Annotated in this window: 16 protein-coding genes; 7 read left to right on the top strand and 9 right to left on the bottom strand. The window is 71.0% G+C overall.

Going from position 1 to position 17839, the window contains the following annotated elements:
• Positions 1-111: 111 nt before the first annotated feature.
• The 5 genes from selA to fdnG all read right to left on the bottom strand — a co-directional run bounded on the left by selA (position 112) and on the right by fdnG (position 7189).
• Positions 112-1530, bottom strand: coding sequence for an L-seryl-tRNA(Sec) selenium transferase (selA, locus tag AVS7_RS12765; RefSeq protein WP_020228793.1), 1419 nt, complete (start codon positions 1528-1530; stop codon positions 112-114).
• Complete coding sequence (gene fdhE, locus AVS7_RS12760; protein WP_020228792.1) at positions 1527-2483, bottom strand: formate dehydrogenase accessory protein FdhE; 957 nt, start codon at positions 2481-2483, stop codon at positions 1527-1529. The genes selA and fdhE overlap by 4 nt, the downstream gene beginning before the upstream one ends.
• Positions 2484-2560: 77 nt before the next feature.
• Positions 2561-3187, bottom strand: coding sequence for a formate dehydrogenase subunit gamma (locus AVS7_RS12755; RefSeq protein ID WP_020228791.1), 627 nt, complete (start codon positions 3185-3187; stop codon positions 2561-2563).
• Positions 3184-4113, bottom strand: coding sequence for a formate dehydrogenase subunit beta (gene fdxH, locus AVS7_RS12750; protein ID WP_020228790.1), 930 nt, complete (start codon positions 4111-4113; stop codon positions 3184-3186). The genes AVS7_RS12755 and fdxH overlap by 4 nt, the downstream gene beginning before the upstream one ends.
• A gap of 10 nt (positions 4114-4123) precedes the next feature.
• A complete protein-coding gene (fdnG, locus tag AVS7_RS12745) occupies positions 4124-7189 on the bottom strand; it encodes a formate dehydrogenase-N subunit alpha (protein WP_144425100.1) in 3066 nt (1021 codons plus the stop codon).
• A 207-nt stretch (positions 7190-7396) separates the two neighbouring features.
• On the opposite strand from fdnG, the gene fdhD reads away from it, so the two are divergent.
• From fdhD to AVS7_RS12715, 5 genes are all read left to right on the top strand, one after another.
• The gene (gene fdhD / locus AVS7_RS12735; RefSeq protein WP_020228787.1) at positions 7397-8242 is read left to right on the top strand and encodes a formate dehydrogenase accessory sulfurtransferase FdhD; all 846 of its coding nucleotides are present in this window, start codon (positions 7397-7399) and stop codon (positions 8240-8242) included.
• Positions 8243-8306: 64 nt separating this feature from the next.
• The gene (locus tag AVS7_RS12730) at positions 8307-10826 is read left to right on the top strand and encodes an ABC transporter permease (protein WP_020228786.1); all 2520 of its coding nucleotides are present in this window, start codon (positions 8307-8309) and stop codon (positions 10824-10826) included.
• Between the two features lie 53 nt (positions 10827-10879).
• Positions 10880-12427, top strand: a complete 1548-nt coding sequence (locus tag AVS7_RS12725) for a bifunctional aminoglycoside phosphotransferase/ATP-binding protein (RefSeq protein ID WP_020228785.1) — start codon at positions 10880-10882, stop codon at positions 12425-12427.
• A 43-nt stretch (positions 12428-12470) separates the two neighbouring features.
• A complete protein-coding gene (locus AVS7_RS12720; RefSeq protein WP_020228784.1) occupies positions 12471-12854 on the top strand; it encodes a TraR/DksA family transcriptional regulator in 384 nt (127 codons plus the stop codon).
• Positions 12855-12871: 17 nt separating this feature from the next.
• The gene (locus AVS7_RS12715; protein ID WP_020228783.1) at positions 12872-13276 is read left to right on the top strand and encodes a group II truncated hemoglobin; all 405 of its coding nucleotides are present in this window, start codon (positions 12872-12874) and stop codon (positions 13274-13276) included.
• Here AVS7_RS12715 and AVS7_RS12710 read toward each other — a convergent pair.
• The 4 genes from AVS7_RS12710 to radC form a co-directional block, all read right to left on the bottom strand.
• Positions 13273-13563 (bottom strand): hypothetical protein, encoded by a 291-nt coding sequence (locus AVS7_RS12710; protein WP_020228782.1) that lies wholly within the window; start codon positions 13561-13563, stop codon positions 13273-13275. The two genes, AVS7_RS12715 and AVS7_RS12710, sit on opposite strands and share 4 nt — an antisense overlap.
• A gap of 180 nt (positions 13564-13743) precedes the next feature.
• Positions 13744-14421 (bottom strand): Smr/MutS family protein, encoded by a 678-nt coding sequence (locus AVS7_RS12705; protein WP_020228781.1) that lies wholly within the window; start codon positions 14419-14421, stop codon positions 13744-13746.
• A complete protein-coding gene (locus AVS7_RS12700) occupies positions 14394-15557 on the bottom strand; it encodes an esterase-like activity of phytase family protein (protein ID WP_020228780.1) in 1164 nt (387 codons plus the stop codon). Before AVS7_RS12700 ends, AVS7_RS12705 begins: the two co-directional genes overlap by 28 nt.
• On the bottom strand, positions 15554-16231 hold the full coding sequence (gene radC, locus AVS7_RS12695) for a DNA repair protein RadC (protein ID WP_020228779.1): 678 nt from the start codon (positions 16229-16231) through the stop codon (positions 15554-15556). The genes AVS7_RS12700 and radC overlap by 4 nt, the downstream gene beginning before the upstream one ends.
• 49 nt (positions 16232-16280) lie before the next feature.
• Between radC and AVS7_RS12690 the strand changes: the two genes are divergently transcribed.
• Together AVS7_RS12690 and ispH are read left to right on the top strand one after the other, a co-directional pair.
• A complete protein-coding gene (locus tag AVS7_RS12690) occupies positions 16281-16763 on the top strand; it encodes a peptidylprolyl isomerase (protein WP_020228778.1) in 483 nt (160 codons plus the stop codon).
• A complete protein-coding gene (gene ispH / locus AVS7_RS12685) occupies positions 16763-17758 on the top strand; it encodes a 4-hydroxy-3-methylbut-2-enyl diphosphate reductase (RefSeq protein ID WP_020228777.1) in 996 nt (331 codons plus the stop codon). Before AVS7_RS12690 ends, ispH begins: the two co-directional genes overlap by 1 nt.
• Positions 17759-17839: the final 81 nt, after the last annotated feature.

Raw genomic sequence — 17839 nt, 5'->3', positions numbered from 1 at the left:
CGGTGGACGGGGGCGGGTGGGGTAGGGCGTTGCCGCTATCGCTCGGGTGCTATTGAATCAAGAGCTTCCAGCGCTTGCCCGATAAGCGCTGGAGGCTGATTTGGCTTGAACTCACGCCCGTGCGAGCGCATCGGCGAGCGCGGGCAGCTGCGCCGTGAAGGCGGGCACCTCGGGCGCTTCCAGGCAGCGCAGGTCGAGCCAGAGCGCGTCGCTGGCGATGTGGCCGATCACCGGGCGGGGCAGGGTGCGCAGCGCGGCTTCGAGCCGGGCGAGGGCGCGGCCCGCGCGCTTCGGGGTTGCGGGCGCGATGGCCAGGCCGTGGCTCGGCAGCGTGTCCACGGGCAGGGCGCCGCTGCCGATCTGGCTGAACAAGGGCGCGGCGCGCACGGTGTACCCGGTACCCACGGCGGCCTGCAACGGGGCCAGCAGTTGTTCGGCCTGCGCGCGCATGTCGGCTTGCGGGCGGGTGAACAAGCGCAGCGTGGTCAGGCGCTCGGGCAGGCGTTCGGGCGCGAGGTACAGGCGCAGCACGGGCTCCAGCGCCGCCAGCGTCAGCTTGCCCACGCGCAGCGCGCGCTTGAGCGGGTTCTTCTTGATCCTGGCGATCAGGTCCTTGCGGCCCACGATCAGGCCGGCCTGGGGGCCGCCGAGCAGCTTGTCGCCGCTGAAGGTGACGATGTCGGCGCCCGCGCTCACCACGTCGCGCACCGTGGGTTCGTGCGGCAGGCCCCATTGCGCCAGGTCCACCAGGGTGCCGCTGCCCAGATCGACGGCCAGCGGCAGGCCGCGCGCGTGGGCGATGGCCGCCACCTCGGCTTCGGGCACGCTCTTGGTGAACCCGGTGACGGCGTAGTTGCTGCAGTGCACCTTCATGAGCAGCGCGGTGCGCTCGGTGATGGCTTCTTCGTAGTCCTTGGCGTGGGTGCGGTTGGTGGTGCCCACTTCGACGAGGCGCGCGCCCGCGCGGCCCATGATGTCGGGGATGCGGAAGGCGCCGCCGATCTCCACGAGTTCGCCGCGCGAGACGATGACTTCCTTGCGCGGCGCGAGGGCGTTGAGCGTGAGCAGCACGGCCGCCGCGTTGTTGTTGACGACCGTGGCGGCCTCGGCGCCGGTGAGGTCGCGCAGCAGGTCGGTGATGAGGTCGTCGCGGTCGCCGCGCCCGCCGGTGGCCAGGTCGAATTCCAGGTTGGCCGGCGTGGTGAGCGCCTGCACCACCGCCTGCACGGCGTCGTCAGGCAGCAGCGCGCGGCCCAGGTTGGTGTGCAGCACCGTGCCGGTGAGGTTGAACACGGCCTTGAGGCGCGGCGCGAAGCGCTCGGCCAGGTGCTGCTGTGCCCGCGTGGCGATGGCTCCGGGCGCGAGGTGCTCGGCGGCGGCCTCGCCCGCGAGCGCTGCGGGGCGCAGCGCGTCGAGCGCGGCGCGCACGGCGGCGGTGGTGGACGATGCGCCGTATTCAAACGACAGCGTGCGCGCCAGCGGCGTGGAGAGTACGCGGTCCACGCCGGGCAGGCGGGCGGCCGTGTTCATTCGGCGGGGCCTTCGGACATGGGCAGCAGCGGGTTCATGCTGGCGCGGGCGTAGTCGGTCTCGCCCATGAGCAGGTCGAGCAGCAGCGTGGCGAGGTCGTCCGCCAGGGGCTCGGCGAGCGGGTCTTTTTCCTGGTTGGCGATCTTGCGGTAGGTGTGGCATTGGTCGCAGGTCTCGGCCAGCACCACTTCGTCCTTCGGGCCGTCCTTCTGGTCGCTGCCTTCGCTTTGCATGCCCTGGTAGCGCACCCCTTTGGTCGATTCGCAGTGCGTGCACTTGACGCGCACCATGTGCCATTCGGTGCAGCAGACGCCGCAGTGCAGGTAGCGCAGGCCCGCTTCGCGCCCGCCGATGCGCAGCACGCTCGCCACGGGCGCGCTGCCGCACACGGGGCAAATGGTGGCGGGGTCGGTGTAGGGCACGTGGCTCTCTTGCAGGCGGCTGGCGCGGTCTGCGAAGGTGACCTGCAGCGCGGCCATGACGATGGGGGCGGCGGCCAGATCCTGCGGCTCGGTGAGCAGGCCGACGAGCACGCGGCGGGCGAGGGTGTCGCGCTCCTCGACGGGCATCGTGCGCAGGGCCTGCAGCGTGGGCTGCAGCGCCTCGGGCACCTCGGTGGCGCCGTCGAGCGTCGCGAGCAGGTTGCCGAGCACGCGGTGCCAGGCCGGATCGACGTGGCTGGCGGCGGGCAGCAGGGGCATGGAGTGCTCCTGCGCCTGGGCGATCAGTGCAGGCTCGGGCGCGGCGGTCTGTACCGTGCCCGCGGCCTGCTGCTGGGCGCGCACCAGGCGGGCGAGAAAGCGCAGGTAGTCGCCGATGGGGTTGCCCTCGGCCTTTTGCGCCAGGCGCGCGGCACGGTCGGCGAACAGGCTGGCCGGCTGGGGCAGGCGGACGCGGGGCAGGTTGGTGCGATCGAGGGCTTCGATCTCGCCGGGTTGAAGAATGCGTTGCACGAAATCAGGTCTCCAGAAATGAAACTGCCGCCGGGCCGTGGATGCGGGCCGGCGGCAGGAAGCGGCGAGCGCAGCGGTCAGCTATTGTCGCCTGTCACCTTGCGGTACCAGCCGCGGTGGTGCTGCTTGGCCCAGGCGCGCGTGACGGTGCCGTAGAGCATGGCGCGGATGGTGCCGCGCGTCCAGATGGCGGCGTACACGTGCAGGATGATGAGGCCGATCATCCACACCGCAGCGATGGCATGCACCACCGACGCGATGCGGATCACGGTGATGGGCGGCGCCCACCATGCGCGCCACATGAGCACGCCGGTGACGACGATCAGCAGCATGCCGATCACCAGCCCCCAGAACAGCACCTTCTGGCCGCCGTTGTACTTGCCCTGCTCGGGCATGTTGTGGTCGTCGCCGTCCACCATCTTGTCGACGTTCTTGAGCCATTCCACGTCGCGCTGCTCGATGAGGTTCAGCCGCCAGAAGCGGAAGAACATCATGACGAAGAACAGCGCCATCACCACCCCGATGTAGGGGTGCAGGATGCGCGTCCACGGCCCGCCGCCGAACAGCTGCGTGAGCGGGAAGAAGGCCGGATGGAAGAACGCCAGGCCCGAGAGCGCCAGTAGGATGAAGCAGATGCCCACGATCCAGTGGTTGGCGCGTTCGCCTGCCGTGTAGCGCTGCAGGTCGCGTGGATTGCGTCTCATGGCAGGTTCTCCTTCTCAAGGGCTTCGGCCTCGCGGTCCTTGCGGTCCATCTCGTCCTCCAGTTCCTTGGAGACGTCATTGGGCCCCTTGGTGATGTAGTGGAACAGGCTGCCCACCGCGGCCACGCCCAGCGCGGCCATGGCGAGCGGCTTGGAGACGCCCTTCCACAGGCCGACCAGCGGACTGATCTTCGGCTCGTCGGGCAGGCCCTGGTAGAGCGAAGGCTTGTCCGCATGGTGCAGCACGTACATGACGTGCGTGCCGCCCACGCCGGCCGGGTCGTACAGGCCCGCCTCGGCGAAGCCGCGCTCCTTCAGGTCGGCGATGCGCTCCTCGGCATGGTCCTTCATCGCCTTCTTGGTGCCGAACACGATGGCGCCGGTGGGGCAGGTCTTCACGCACGCGGGTTCCTGGCCCACGGCCACGCGGTCGGAACACAGGGTGCACTTGTACGCCTTGTGGTCCTTCTTGCTGATGCGCGGAACGTTGAACGGGCAGCCGGTGACGCAGTAGCCGCAGCCCACGCAGTGCTCCTCGTGGAAGTCCACGATGCCGTTCGTGTACTGCACGATCGCGCCGGGCGAGGGACAGGCCTTGAGGCAGCCGGGGTCCTCGCAGTGCATGCAGCCGTCCTTGCGGATCAGCCATTCCAGGTTGCCGCTGGCCTCGTTCTCGTATTCGGTGAAGCGCATCACCGTCCACGCGTTCTCGGTCAGGTCGTTGGGGTTGTCGTAAACGCCCACGTTCACGCCCGGTTCCTGGCGCAGGTCGTTCCACTCCATGCAGGCGGTCTGGCAGGCCTTGCAGCCGATGCACTTGGACACGTCGATGAGCTTGGCCACCTCGCCCGCATGGGGGGAGCGCGCCTGCGGCGCAGGAGTGGTGGTGGCGGAGAGGCGCTTGATATCGAGGGATTGCAATGACATCGTGGCCTCCTTACGCCTTCTCGACCTTCACGAGGAAGGTCTTGAATTCCGGCGTGTTGGTATTGCCGTCGCCCACGAAGGGCGTCAGCGTGTTGGCGAGGAACCCGGGCTTGGTCAGCCCCTTGAACCCCCAGTGGATGGGGATGCCCACGTGGTGCACGGTCTTGCCCTCGATCTTCATCGGCTTGATGCGCTTGGTCACCACCGCCACGGCCTTGATGTAGCCGCGCTTGGAGCTGACCTTGACGCGGTCGCCCGCGGCGATGCCCAGTTCCTTGGCCAGCGCCTCGCCGATCTCCACGAACTGCTCGGGCTGCGTGATGGCGTTGACCAGCGCATGCTTCGTCCAGTAGTGGAAGTGCTCGGTCAGGCGGTACGTCGTGCCCACGTGCGGGAACTCGTCGGCCTTGCCGAAGGTGTCCCAGATGTTCTTGAACACCCGCGCGGCCGGCGAACTCGTGGCCTTGGGGTTGTTCGGGTACATCGGGTTCAGGCCCACGGGCGTGTCGAACGGCTCGTAGTGCGTGGGGAATGGTCCCTCGTTCATGCCCTTGCGGGCGAAGAAGCGTGCCACGCCCTCGGGGTTCATGATGAACGGGCCGTTGCCGGTCTCGGGCGCGATGCCCAGTCCGGTGTCGGGCACGTCGTAGCCGCCCCAGGCCTTGCCGTTCCACTCGACGAGCTTGCGCCTCGGGTTGAACGCCTTGCCCTGCAGGTCGGCCGAGGCCCGGTTGTAGAGCACGCGGCGGTTCGCCGGCCAGGCCCAGGCCCAGTTCAGCGTGTTGCCGATGCCCGACGGGTCGGAGTTGTCGCGCCGGCCCATCTGGTTGCCCGCCTGCGTCCATGCGCCGGCATAGATCCAGCAGCCGCAGGCCGTGGTGCCGTCGTCGCGCAGCTCGGCGAAGCCGGAAACCTGCTGGCCCGCGGGGCGCAGCACCTTGGTCGGGTCCTTGGGATCGACCAGGTCCACCAGCGCCTTGCCGTTGTACTCCTTGGCGATCTCCTCGGAGCTGGGGTGCGCAGGCTGCGCGTACTTCCAGTCCAGGTTGACGATCGGGTCGGGGAACGCGCCGCCGTCCTTCTGGTAGAGGGCCTTCAGGCGCAGGTGCAGGGCCGACATGATGGCCACGTCGGTCTTGGCCTCGCCCGGCGGCTCGGCGGCCTTCCAGTGCCACTGCAGCACGCGCGAGGAGCTGACCACCGCGCCCTCTTCCTCGGCGAAGCAGGTCGTGGGCAGGCGGAACACCTCGGTCTGCACGGAAGCCGTGTCGATGTCGTTGTACTCGCCGTAGTTCTTCCAGAACTCCGAGGTTTCCGTCGCCAGCGGGTCCATGACCACCAGGAACTTGAGCTTGGCCAGGCCGTCGCGCACGCGCCCGCTGTTGGACAGCGCCGCGATCGGGTTGAAGCCCTGCGCGATGTAGCCGTTGACCTTGCCTTCGTTCATGAGCTGGAAGATCTGCAGCATGTCGTACTGCTTGTCCAGCTTGGGCAGGTAGTCATAGCACCAGTTGTTCTCCGCCGTGGCATTCGCCCCGAAGAAGGACTTCATGAGGCTGACGTGGAACTTGGGGTAGTTCTGCCAGTAGCTCATCTGGCCCGCGCGCAGGGGTTTCTGCGTGCGCGAAGTGACGTAGCCCTGGTAGTCCTGCTCCTTCTCGTTCGGCAGCGTCAGGTAGCCCGGCTGGCTGGCCGAGAGCAGCCCCAGGTCCGTCAGGCCCTGGATGTTGGAGTGCCCGCGCAGCGCGTTCATGCCGCCGCCCGCCACGCCGATGTTGCCGCACAGCAGCTGCACCATGGCGGCGCAGCGCAGGATCTGCGCGCCGATGGAGTGCTGCGTCCAGCCCAGCGCGTACATGATGGTCATGGCGCGGCCGGGCACGGCGGTGCTGGCGATTTTCTCGCACACGTGCAGGAACTTGTCCCTCGGCGTGCCGCAGACGCTCTCCACCTTCTCGGGCGTGTAGCCCTCGTAGTGCTTCTTCATGAGCTGGTACACGCAGCGCGGGTGCTGCAGCGTGGGGTCGGTCTTCACGAAGCCGTCTTCGCCCAGCTCGTAGTCCCAGCTCTTCTTGTCGTAGGTGCGCTTTTCCTCGTCGTAGCCCGAGAAGATGCCGTCCACGAACTGGTAGTCATCGCGCACGATGAAGCTGAAGTCCGTGTAGTTGTGCACGTACTCGTGGTGGATCTTGTCGTTCGACAGGAGGTAGTTGATGACCCCGCCGAGGAACACGATGTCGCTGCCCGACCGGATGGGGGCATAGAAATCGGCGACCGAGGCCGAGCGGTTGAAGCGCGGATCGACCACCATGAAGTGCGCCTTGTTGTGCGCCTTCGCTTCGGTCACCCACTTGAATCCGCAGGGGTGCGCTTCGGCGGCATTGCCGCCCATGATCAAAATAACGTCCGCGTTCTTGATGTCGACCCAATGGTTCGTCATCGCTCCACGGCCAAACGTCGGGGCAAGACCTGCCACCGTCGGGCCGTGTCAAACACGGGCTTGGTTATCGAATGCCAGCAGGCCCCAGGAACGGGCCACTTTGTAGGTGATGTAGCCGGCTTCGTTGCTCGACGCCGATGCGGCGAGCATGCCGGTGGTGAGCCAGCGGTTGACGGTCAGGCCGTCGTCCGTCTTGGCCTGGAAGTTCGCGTCGCGGTCGTCCTTGAGCAGCTTGGCGATGCGGGTCAGCGCGTCGTCCCACGACAGGCGCTTCCACTCGTTGGAGCCCGGGGCGCGGTACTCGGGGTACAGCAGGCGGTTGGGGCTGTTGATGAAGTCCAGCAGGCCTGCACCCTTGGGGCACAGCGTGCCGCGGTTGACGGGGTGGTCAGGGTCGCCCTCGACGTGGATCACCGAGAGCTTGGAGTTCTTGCCGCCGTCGCCCAGCGCGTACATCAGGATGCCGCAGCCGACCGAGCAGTAGGTGCAGGTCTGGCGGGTGACGGTGGTGGCAGCCAGTTTGTACTGGCGGACTTCGGCAAGCGCGGTAGCGGGCGAGAAGCCCATGGCGACCAGGCTGGAGCCAACCAGCCCTGCGCCGCTCACGCGGAAGAAATGCCGGCGGTTCATGTCCATGACGGAACCTCCTGTCGTGGGGGAGTTATTTGTGGGGTCATCTTGGTTGCAATGCCTCTGCAAAGGCTACAGGGTTAGCCCGTAGTCCGCCCGCGGCGCAGCTCCCTCTCAACCGGGCGCGCGACCATGGGCGAGCCGATCATAGTCAGCCGGGCTATACCCCAGTAACGGACTCGGGGGAAGGGGCTTGGCTGGTATGGTGCGCGCATGCCGATCCCCGACACGCCCGCGACCTCCGACACCGCCCTGCCGCTGCCGCCCCTGGCGCCCGTGCGCGCCCACCAGTGGCGCAGCGGCGGCGGCGCGGCGGCGCAGCCGGTGGAAGTGGCGGCCGAGGTGCCGGTGGCCCTGGTCTTCAACGGCATCTCGCACGCCGTGATGATGGCCACGCCGCAGGACCTGGCCGAATTCGCGGTGGGCTTCGCGCTGAGCGAAGGCATCGTGGAGCACCCCTCGGACTGCCGCGACGTGGAAGTGCTCACCCACGCCGTGGATACGCCCGATGCGAGCTGCGCCGTGCACATGGAGATCGCCCCGCGCCAGTTCGCCCGCCTCAAGGAACACCGCCGGGCCCTGGCCGGGCGCACGGGCTGCGGCGTGTGCGGCATCGACAGCCTGCAGGCGCTGGACCTGCATCCCGAGCCCCTGGCCGCGCCCGCCTGGCGCGAGGGCCTGGATGTGGACACCATCCTGCGCCCCTTCGCCACCCTGGGCGCGCGGCAGGCGCTCAACGCCCGGGCCGGGTCGGTGCACGCGGCCGGCTGGGCCACGCCCCAGGGCGAACTCACCGACGTGCTGGAGGACGTGGGCCGCCACAACGCGCTGGACAAGCTGTTCGGCCGGCTGGCGCTGGCGGGTCGCCTGGGCGAGCCCGGCTTCGTCGTCATGACCAGCCGCACCAGCTACGAGCTGGTGCGCAAGTGCGCCCGCATGGGCGTGCCGGCCTTCGCCACCATCTCGGCGCCCACCTCGCTGGCGCTGCAACTGGCGCAGGAGGCGGGCATGCACCTGTGGGGCCTGTGCCGCCCCCCCACCGCATTGCGCTACGTCTGAATCATTGCTACTGTTTCAATAGCTGCTTGCGCTTGATGGATAGGCGCTGGAGGCCAAAAACACCATGAAACCATCCTCCCTCACCCTGGGCTGGCGCACTCTGTGGCGCGACCTGCGCGCGGGCGAGCTGCGCCTGGTGATCGTGGCCGTCACGCTGGCCGTGGCCGCGCTCACCTCCGTGGGCTTTTTCGCCGACCGCCTGCAGGGCGGCCTGGCGCGCGACGCGCTGCAGCTGCTGGGCGGCGACGCGGTGGTGGCCAGCGACAACCCCACGCCCGAGGCGTTCGTGGCGCAGGCGCGGGCGCTGGGCCTGGCCAGCGCCACCACGCTGAATTTTCCCACCATGGCGCGCGCCGATGATGCCCAGGGCGGCGCCAGCCGGCTCGTGGCGCTCAAGAGCGTGGAGCCGGGCTACCCGCTGCGCGGGCGCCTGCAGACCACCGCCGACCCCGCGCGCCCCGGTCAGCCCACGCGGGACATCCCCGCGCGCGGCGAGGCCTGGGTGGACGCGCCCCTGCTCGAATCGCTGGCGCTGCGCCTGGGCGATGCACTGCTGCTGGGCGACGCCCGCCTGCGCATCGCCCGCATCATCACGCTGGAGCCTGACCGGGGCGCGGGCTTTCTCACCTTCGCGCCGCGCGTAATGGTCAACGCGCTCGACCTGCCCGCCACCGGCCTGGTGCAGCCGGCCAGCCGCATCACCTACCGCTTCGCCGTGGCAGGCGAAGCGCGCGCCGCGCAACGCTTCACCGCCTGGGCCAAGGACGCCGCCACCCGGCCCGACGTGCGCGGCGTGCGCGTGGAATCCATCGACAGCGGCCAGCCCGAGATGCGCCAGACCCTGGAGCGCGCCGAGAAATTCCTCAGCCTCGTGGCGCTGCTCGCGGCGCTGCTCGCGGCCGTGGCCGTGGCGCTGGCCGCGCGCGGCTTCGCCAACGAGCACCTGGACGCCGCCGCGCTGCTGCGCGTGCTGGGCCAGAGCCAGCGCGCCATCGCGGGGGCCTACGTGGCCGAGTTCGCGGCCGTCGGCGTGTTCGCCAGCGCGCTCGGCGTGCTGCTGGGCTTCGCGGTGCACCACGTCTTCGTGCTGCTGCTGGCCGGGCTGGTGGAGGCCGGCCTGCCCGCGCCCGGCCTCTGGCCCGTGGCGCTCGGCCTGGGCGTGGGGCTGACGCTGATGTGCGCCTTCGGCCTGCCGCCCGTGCTGCAGCTGGCGCGCGTGCCGCCGCTGCGCGTCATCCGCCGCGACGTGGGCGGGCTCAAGCCCGCGTCGCTCGCCTTGCTGGGCGTGGGCGTGGCGGGCTTCGCCGCGCTGCTGCTGTCCGTGAGCCGCGACGCCAAGCTGGGCGCCATCGCCGTGGGCGGGTTCGCCGCCGCGGCGCTGCTCTTCGCCCTGCTGGCCTGGGGTGCCGTGCGGCTGCTGCGCGCCAGCGTCAACGAAGCCACGGCCCCGCGCTGGCTGGTGCTCGCCACGCGCCAGATCGCCGCGCGTCCGGCCTACGCCGTGGTGCAGGTCAGCAGCCTGGCCGTGGGCCTGCTCGCGCTGGTGCTGCTGGTGCTGCTGCGCACCGACCTCATCGAAAGCTGGCAGCGCGCCACCCCGGCCGACGCGCCCAACCGCTTCGTCATCAACGTCATGCCCGACCAGGCCGAGGCCTTCCGCCAACGACTCGACCAGGCGGGCGTGGCGCGCTACGACTGGTACCCCATGTTCCGCGGCCGCCTCGTGGCCGTGAACGGCCGCGCCGTCAGCCTGGAGGACTATGCGGAAGACCGCGCCCGCCGCCTGGTGGACCGCGAATTCAACCTCTCCAACGCCTTCGAGGCGCCGCAGCACAACCCCATCACCGCCGGCCGCTGGACGCCCGGCGAGCCCGATGCGGTGAGCGTGGAAGAGGGCATCGCCAAGACGCTGGGCCTGAACCTCGGCGACCGGCTGCGCTTCGACATCGGCGGCGTCACGAGCGAGGCGCGCATCACCAGCCTGCGCCGCGTGGACTGGGGCTCCATGCGCGCCAATTTCTTCGTCATGTACCCGGTGGCGGACATGCAGGACGTGCCCGTCACCTACCTCGCCGCTTACCGTGCCCCCGCGCAGCCGGGCTTCGACAACGCGCTGGTGCACGACTTCCCCAACATCACCAACGTGGACCTGAGCGCCACCCTGTCGCAGGTGCAGCGCGTGCTGGCGCAGGTGGTGCGCGCGGTGGAATTCCTCTTCGCCTTCACGCTCGCGGCCGGGCTGGCCGTGCTGTTCGCCGCCGTCACCGCCACGCGCGAGGAGCGCGCGCGCGAGTTCGCCATCATGCGTGCCGTGGGCGCGCGCGCCGCGCTGCTGCGCCAGGTGCAGCGCGCCGAGCTGGCCGGCGTGGGCCTGCTCGCGGGCTTCCTGGCGAGCTGCGTGGCCGTGGCCGTGGGCTGGCTGCTGGCGCGCTACGTGTTCGACTTCACCTGGACCGTGCGGCCCTGGGTGCCCCTGGCCGGCGCGCTGGCCGGCGCGCTGCTGGCGCTGGCGGCCGGCTGGTGGGGCCTGCGCGGGGTGCTGCGCCGCCCGGTGGTCGAGACCCTGCGCCGCGCGGCGGACTGATGCTATGTTTTAAATAGCTGCTTGCGCTTGTTTATCAAGCGCTGGAGGCCGATTTGACTGATGAAACGCAAGCCCTGTGCGCCGCCTTGCGGGCCGATGCCGCCATCGAGACGCACCTGTCCCGCATCCTGCTGGCCGGCGACTGGGCCTACAAGCTCAAGAAACCCATCCGCCTGCCGTTCGCCGACTTCCGTTCCATCGAGGCGCGCCGCCACTACTGCGAGGAAGAGCTGCGCCTGAACCGCCGGCTCGCCCCCGCGCTCTATGTGGACGTGCTGCCCCTGCTCGGCAGCGCACAGGCGCCGCGCCTGGGGCAGCCGGGCGAGGGGGGTGATGAGAGCCAGGCCATCGACTGGGTGCTGCGCATGCGGCGCTTTTGCGTCGGCAGCGAGCTGGACGCCCTGGTGCGCACGAACCGCCTGGACCCGGCGCAGCTCGACGGCTTCGCTGCGCGCATCGCGCGCCTGCACGCCGAGGCGCCTGCCGCTCCCGCGACGGGAGAGGGCAGCGCCTGGGGCTCGGCCGCGCAGGTGGGGCGGGCCATCGACGACGTGTTCGACACCCTCGCGCCCCTGCTGCCCGGCGCGCAGGCCGCGGGCCTGCAGGTGATGCGCGCGTGGTTCGGCGCGCGCCGCGGCCGGCTGGCGCAGCGCTGGGCCGAGCGCCGTGCGGGCGGCCACGTGCGCGAAGGCCATGGCGACCTGCACCTGGGCAACGTGGTGTGCCTGGATGGCACGCTCACCGCCTTCGACTGCATCGAGTTCAGCCCCGCCCTGCGCTGGACCGACACGCTGGCCGACGCGGGCTTCTTCACCATGGACCTGCACGCCCACGGCCGCTCCGGGCTGGCATGGCGCTTCCTCGACGCCTACCTCGCCGCCACCGGCGACTACGAAGGCCTGGACGTGCTGCGGCCCTACGAGGTCTACCGCGCCCTGGTGCGCGCCATGGCCGCACAACTGCGTGCGGCGCAGGGTGCGGCGCCGCAGCCGGGGCCGGACTACCTGGCCTGCGCCGAGGCGCTGGCCGCCCCCCGGCAGCCGCGCCTGCTCATCACGCACGGCCTGTCGGGCTCGGGCAAATCCACCGTGGCCGCGCGCCTGCTCGCGGCGGCGGGCGCCGTGCGCCTGCGCTCGGACGTGGAGCGCAAGCGCCTGCACGGCCTGCCGGCGCTGGCCGACTCGGCCGCGCACGGCGTGGACATCTACACGCCCGAGGCGACGGCCCGCACTTTCGCGCGCCTGGGCGAATGGGCGCGCGCCGCGCTGCAGGCGGGCTACCCGGTGATCGTGGACGCGGCCTTCCTGCGCCGCGCCGAGCGCGACGCCTTCCACGCGCTGGCGCGCGCGCTGGGCGTGCCCTACGCCATCCTGCATTGCCACGCGGACCCGGACCGCCTGCGCGAGCGCGTGGCCCGCCGCCGCGCGCAGGGCGCCGACCCGTCCGAGGCCGACCTGCCCGTACTCGCGCGCCAGCAGGACACGGCCGAGCCCCTCGCGCCCGAGGAGCGCGCGCTGGCGCTGGACGTGGACACGGGCACCGAGGTGGATGTGGACGCGCTGCACCGGCGCTGGCTGGCCGGCACGGGCGGCGTGGCTTGATGCGCATCAACATGCCCCGCGCCGCCGCTGGCATGCTGGGCCCATGAACACCACCACCCTTTCCGATTCCCAGCGCGCGCATCTGCGCACCGTGCTGGAGCAACGCCAGCAGCAGCTGCTGCGCGAGCTGGGCCAAGTGCAGCGCGACACCCTGGCCGTCGCCTCCAGCGCCGGCAATGCCGAATCCGCGGGCAGCCCGCGCGACCAGGCCAACCGCATGGCCGAAGGCGTGGTGCGCGACGCCGAGGCCGCACGCGACCACGACGAGCTGGTGGCCGTGCGCGCCGCGCTGGAGCGCATGGCGGACGGCAGCTACGGTGAGTGCACCGACTGCGGCCAGGGCGTGGGCGCGGCGCGCCTGCTGGCCCAGCCGCATGCCGCGCGCTGCATCGCCTGCCAGTCCAAGGCCGAGCAGGCACGGCGCTGATTCCTACAATCGCGGGCATGTCCACTCCCGCACCGCAGCCGCCTGCCACGCCCTTCGAATGGCTGGGCGGCGAAGACAAGGTCCGCCAGCTGGTGGACCGTTTCTACGACCTCATGGACCTGGAGCCCGCCTACGCCGAGCTGCGCGCGGCCCACGGCAGCACGCTGCAGGACGCGCGCGACAAGCTGTTCTGGTTTCTCTGCGGCTGGCTCGGCGGACCCGACCATTACCAAAGCCGCTTCGGCCACCCGCGCCTGCGCATGCGGCACCTGCCTTTTTCGATCGGTATCCTGGAGCGCGACCAATGGGTGGCCTGCATGGACCAGGCCATGGGCGAGACGGGCGTGCCCGAGGCGCTGCGTGCGCGCCTGAACGAGAGCTTCATGGGCACGGCCGACTGGATGCGCAACCGCGGCGGCTAGCTCGCCGCAGCGTTCTGCGCCAGGTAGGGTTGCTGCACCGCGCCCCCGTCGCCGCGCCGCAGCGTGGCCACGCGCGGATGCAGGGCGGGGTCGAGGATCACGCTGGGCTCTTGCGCAGGAGACATCTCGCGTTCCAGGCGCGCCACGCGTTCGCGGTACATGCGCGCCAGGGCCGTGTGGTGCTCGGCGGCGCACTCGTGCTCCAGGGCCGCCATGCGGGCGTCGTCGAGGCAGCGCTGGGCCCGGCGTGTGTAGATCACGGAAGGGTTGAAGAATCTCTGCAGCATGGTCCGCTCCTGACGAGTTGAATCGTGGTGTGAAGGTAAGGGGCGGAACGCTTGCGCCGCGTCAGACGGCGGCCCGTGGGCCCGCAGGCACAGGTCGCCGGTATGGCCTGGAATACTCCTGAAAAGAGAGCTGCTAGCGCTTGTCCAGCAAGCGCTGGAGGCCGATTCGGCTGGTATCTTTCAGCGGCATCCCGGCTGCAGCAGCACCACCAGCGCGCCGGCACCGCCGTCGGCCGGGCGGGCCTGCACGAAGGCCAGCACTTCCTTCTTCTGCACCAGCCAGCGCTGCACGCGGCTCTTGAGTACCGGCATGCGCCCCGGCGAGCCCAGGCCCTTGCCGTGCACCACGCGCACGCAGCGCAGGCCGGTGCGGTGCGCCAGGCGGATGAATTCGCCCAGCGCCTCGCGCGCCTCGTCGGTGCGCAGGCCGTGCAGGTCGAGCTGGCGCTGGATGCTCCAGTGCCCCGCGCGCAGGCGGCGCGTCACGTCCAGGCCGATGCCGGGGCGGCGGAAGCTGAGCTGGTCGTCCACGTCCAGCAGGGTGCTCACGTCGAATTCGTCGCTCAGCGACTCGCGCAGCACGCGTTCCTCGTCCAGCGTGCGCTGCACGGGCAGGGGCTCGGGCGGCGCGGGCAGGTGCCAGTGGCGCTCGTGCTGGCCCTTGAGGGGCTGCACGGGGCCGACCGCGTCCTGGAACAGGTGCCGCTCGGCGTGCGCGCGCTGCTGCGCCTCGCGGCGCTGGCGCTCGCGTTCGGCCTGCCGGACGGCGGCCTCCTGCAGCGCACGGCGCAGGGGCTTGAGGTCGGCGAAGGAGCGGGCGGTCAGGGCGTTCATGGGCTGGCTGCGGTTGTACCGCATCGCCCTTGCCCGCCCTGGGGTTCCAGGTATTGCACCGCGATGAACTGCGTGACCTGTGCGGGGTTGAAGTTGTCGTCGCTCACGAAGACCAGCACGCAGCCGCCGCCGGGCAGGGGCGGGCCCCAGGCCATGCCTTCGAGGTTGTCCACGGCCAGGCCGAGCGCGGCGAAGTCGGCCACCAGGGTCTTGGGCGCGGCGGCGGCGGCCAGCATGGGCAGGGCCAGCGTGTCCTGGCCCTCGCGCGTGTCGATGCGGTACAGGCGCGCGGACACGCCCACGCCCGCGCTGTAGGCGCGCTCGAGCACCAGCAGGTGGTGCGGGCCGTCGGCCAGGATCTCGCTCACGCCGTTCATCTGCGGCCCCACGGGCACGCGGCGCGCGTGGGGCACGGCGTCGGGCTGGTAGGCGATCTGGCGCAGGGGCCGGCCGCTGTCCACGTCGATGGCGGTGAAGCGCACCGGGGCGCCGGGCGACGCGGGCGTGGCGGGCGGGCCGTCCTGGCGCCAGGGCAGCTCCATCGCCAGCCAGGCGGTGCGGCCGCCGGGCACGAGGGCCAGGCCCTCCAGCGTGCCGTTGCCGCGCGGCCCCGCGCCGGGCGCGGGCTGGAAGGCGGCGGGCAGGGTGATGTCGCGCACGGCGCTGCCGTCGGCGCGGCTTTCGCGCAGTTGCGGGCCGAAGCCGCGGGCGAAGTCGCCCTCGCTGGTCCACAGGAAATGCCCGCTGCCGGGGCGCCAGCGCACGGCCTCGGGGTCGGGCACGTCCATGCCGGGCTCGGGCCGGGCGGGCGGCGCGAAGGGCCGGCCGCCGGCGTGGCGCAGCGTATGCACGCCGGTGAACTCGGGCGGCGCGAGCTGCGTGGCCGTGTAGCGCAGGCGGGCGGTATAGACGCGCGCCGGGGCGTGGGTGGAGCGGTCGTCGCTGATGAGCAGGTACAGGTCCTGCGCCGGGTCGTAGTCGATGCCCGAGAGGCCGCCCACGGGCGTGCCGTCGTAGGTGGTGCCGGGGGGCAGGGTGGCGGTGCCGATCAGGCGCAGCGGCGCGGCCGCGCCGGGCGCCGATGGTGGCGCGGGGGGATGCGCGCAGCCGGCCAGCAGCAGGGCCGCGGCGCAGGCGGCCAGCCCGGCCAGCCGCCTCATACCAGCCCCTGCTCGGCCATCGAGAGCGAGGCGCCGGGCGCGACGATCACGTGGTCCAGCACGCGCACGTCGATCAGGCCCAGCGCGGCCTTGAGGGTCTGGGTCAGCGCCTCGTCGGCGCGGCTGGGCTGCACGCTGCCGCTGGGGTGGTTGTGCGCCAGCACCACGGCGGCGGCATGGTGGTGCAGGGCGCGCAGGACCACTTCGCGCGGGTAGACGCTGGTCTGGGTGAGCGTGCCGCGGAACAGCTCCTCCATGGCGATCAGGCGGTGGGCGCCGTCGAGGAACAGCACGGCGAACACCTCGTGCGGGCGCGCCGCCAGGTGCAGCTGCAGGTAGTGGCGCACGGCCTGGGGCGAGTCGAACACCTCGCGCTCGCGCAACTGCTGGGCCAGTGCGCGGCGCGCCAGTTCCAGCACCGCCACCAGCTCGGCGCGCTTGGCGGTGCCGCCCAGGCCCTTGAAGTGGCGCAGGTCGTCGGCCTGCGCGTGCAGCAGCCCGGCGATGCCGCCGAAGCGCTCCAGCAACTCGCCGGCCATCTGCAGCACGCCGCGCCCGGCGGTGCCGGTGCGCAGCACGATGGCGAGCAGCTCGGCGTCGGCCAGCGCAGCGGGGCCCTTGGCCAGGAGCTTTTCGCGCGGCTGCGCGTCGGCAGGCAGGTCTTTGAGCGGCATGGGAATGGCCCGGTTTTCTACAATGCAGGCCAGTTTATCGAGAGCCCGTATGACCGCCGACCCTTCCCAAGCCCCCGCGCCCACCGTGCAGCAGGGCTCGTTCCTCACGCTGCACTACCGTCTGGCCGGCCCGGCGGGCGACGTGATCAACACCTTCGACGACAAGCCCGCCACGCTCTCCGTGGGCGCGGGCGAGCTGTCGCCCGCCGTGGAGCAGCGCCTGATCGGCCTAGCCGAGGGCGCGCGCGCCACCTTCGAGCTGGCCGCCGGCGAGGCGTTCGGCGAGCGCAACCCCGACATGCAACAGTGGGTGGCCAGGAAGCTGCTGCAGGAGCTGGGCGACCCGCACGAGGAATACACCTTGGGCGACGTGGTGCAGTTCCCCACCCCCGATGGCACGGGCCAGTTCGCGGGCGTGGTGCTGGAGGTACGCGCGGAGGGCGAAGGCGAGGGCGCGGTGCGCTTCGACTTCAACCACCCGCTGGCGGGCGTGCCCGTCACGTTCGAGGTGCAGATCATCGGCGTGCTGTGATGGACAAGCCGCAGGAGATCGTCCTGGCCGAGCCGCGCGGCTTTTGCGCGGGCGTGGACCGGGCGATCGAGATCGTCGAGCGCGCGCTGGCCAAGTTCGGCGCGCCAATCTACGTGCGCCACGAGATCGTGCACAACACCTACGTGGTGAACGACCTCAAGGCCAAGGGCGCGATCTTCATCGAGGACCTGGCCGAGGTGCCGCCCGGCGCCACGCTGGTCTTCTCCGCCCACGGCGTGAGCAAGGCGGTGGAGGCCGAGGCGCACGCGCGGGGCTTTTCGGTCTTCGACGCCACCTGCCCGCTGGTGACCAAGGTGCACGTGGAGGTGGCCAAGCTCGCCCGCGAGGGCTACGAGTTCATCATGATCGGCCACAAGGGCCACCCGGAGGTCGAGGGCACGATGGGCCAGCTCGACCACGGCATCCACCTGGTCGAAGACGTGCAGGACGTGGCGCGCGTGCAGCCCGGCCAGACGGCCAAGCTGGCGGTGGTCACGCAGACCACCCTGAGTGTGGACGACGCGGCCGAGATCACTGCCGCCGTACGCGCGCGCTTTCCCAGCATCCGCGAGCCCAAGCAGCAGGACATCTGCTACGCCACGCAGAACCGCCAGGATGCGGTGAAGCTGCTCAGCCCGCAGGTGGACTTGGTCATCGTGGTGGGCAGCCCCACCAGCTCCAACAGCAACCGCCTGCGCGAGCTGGCCGCGCGCCTGGGCACGCCGGCCTACATGGTCGACTCTGCCTCCGAGCTGCGCCACGAATGGTTCGACGGCGTCGCGCGCGTGGGCCTGACGGCCGGCGCCTCGGCGCCGGAAGTGCTGGTGCAGGCGGTGATCGCGCGCATCAAGGAGCTGGGCGCCGTGGCCGTGCGCAAGATGGACGGCATCGAGGAGACCGTGAAGTTCCCTCTGCCCAAGGGCCTGAAGATCGATGCCGCCACCGGCCTGGAAATCTCCGAGCGCCGCCCGGAGACCGGCCCTGCCGGCCGTTGATGCGGTTTTGATAGCGCCTCGCGCCCGGCTGGCGGGCGCTGCAGGCCAATTTGGCATGCATATTGCAATGCCGAGTGGCCG

It is taken from the genome of Acidovorax sp. MR-S7 (assembly GCF_000400995.2).
Lineage (GTDB): Bacteria > Pseudomonadota > Gammaproteobacteria > Burkholderiales > Burkholderiaceae_C > MR-S7.
The sequence above is the reverse complement of the archived record's forward strand: the minus strand, read 5'-3'. Positions and strand labels throughout refer to the sequence as shown.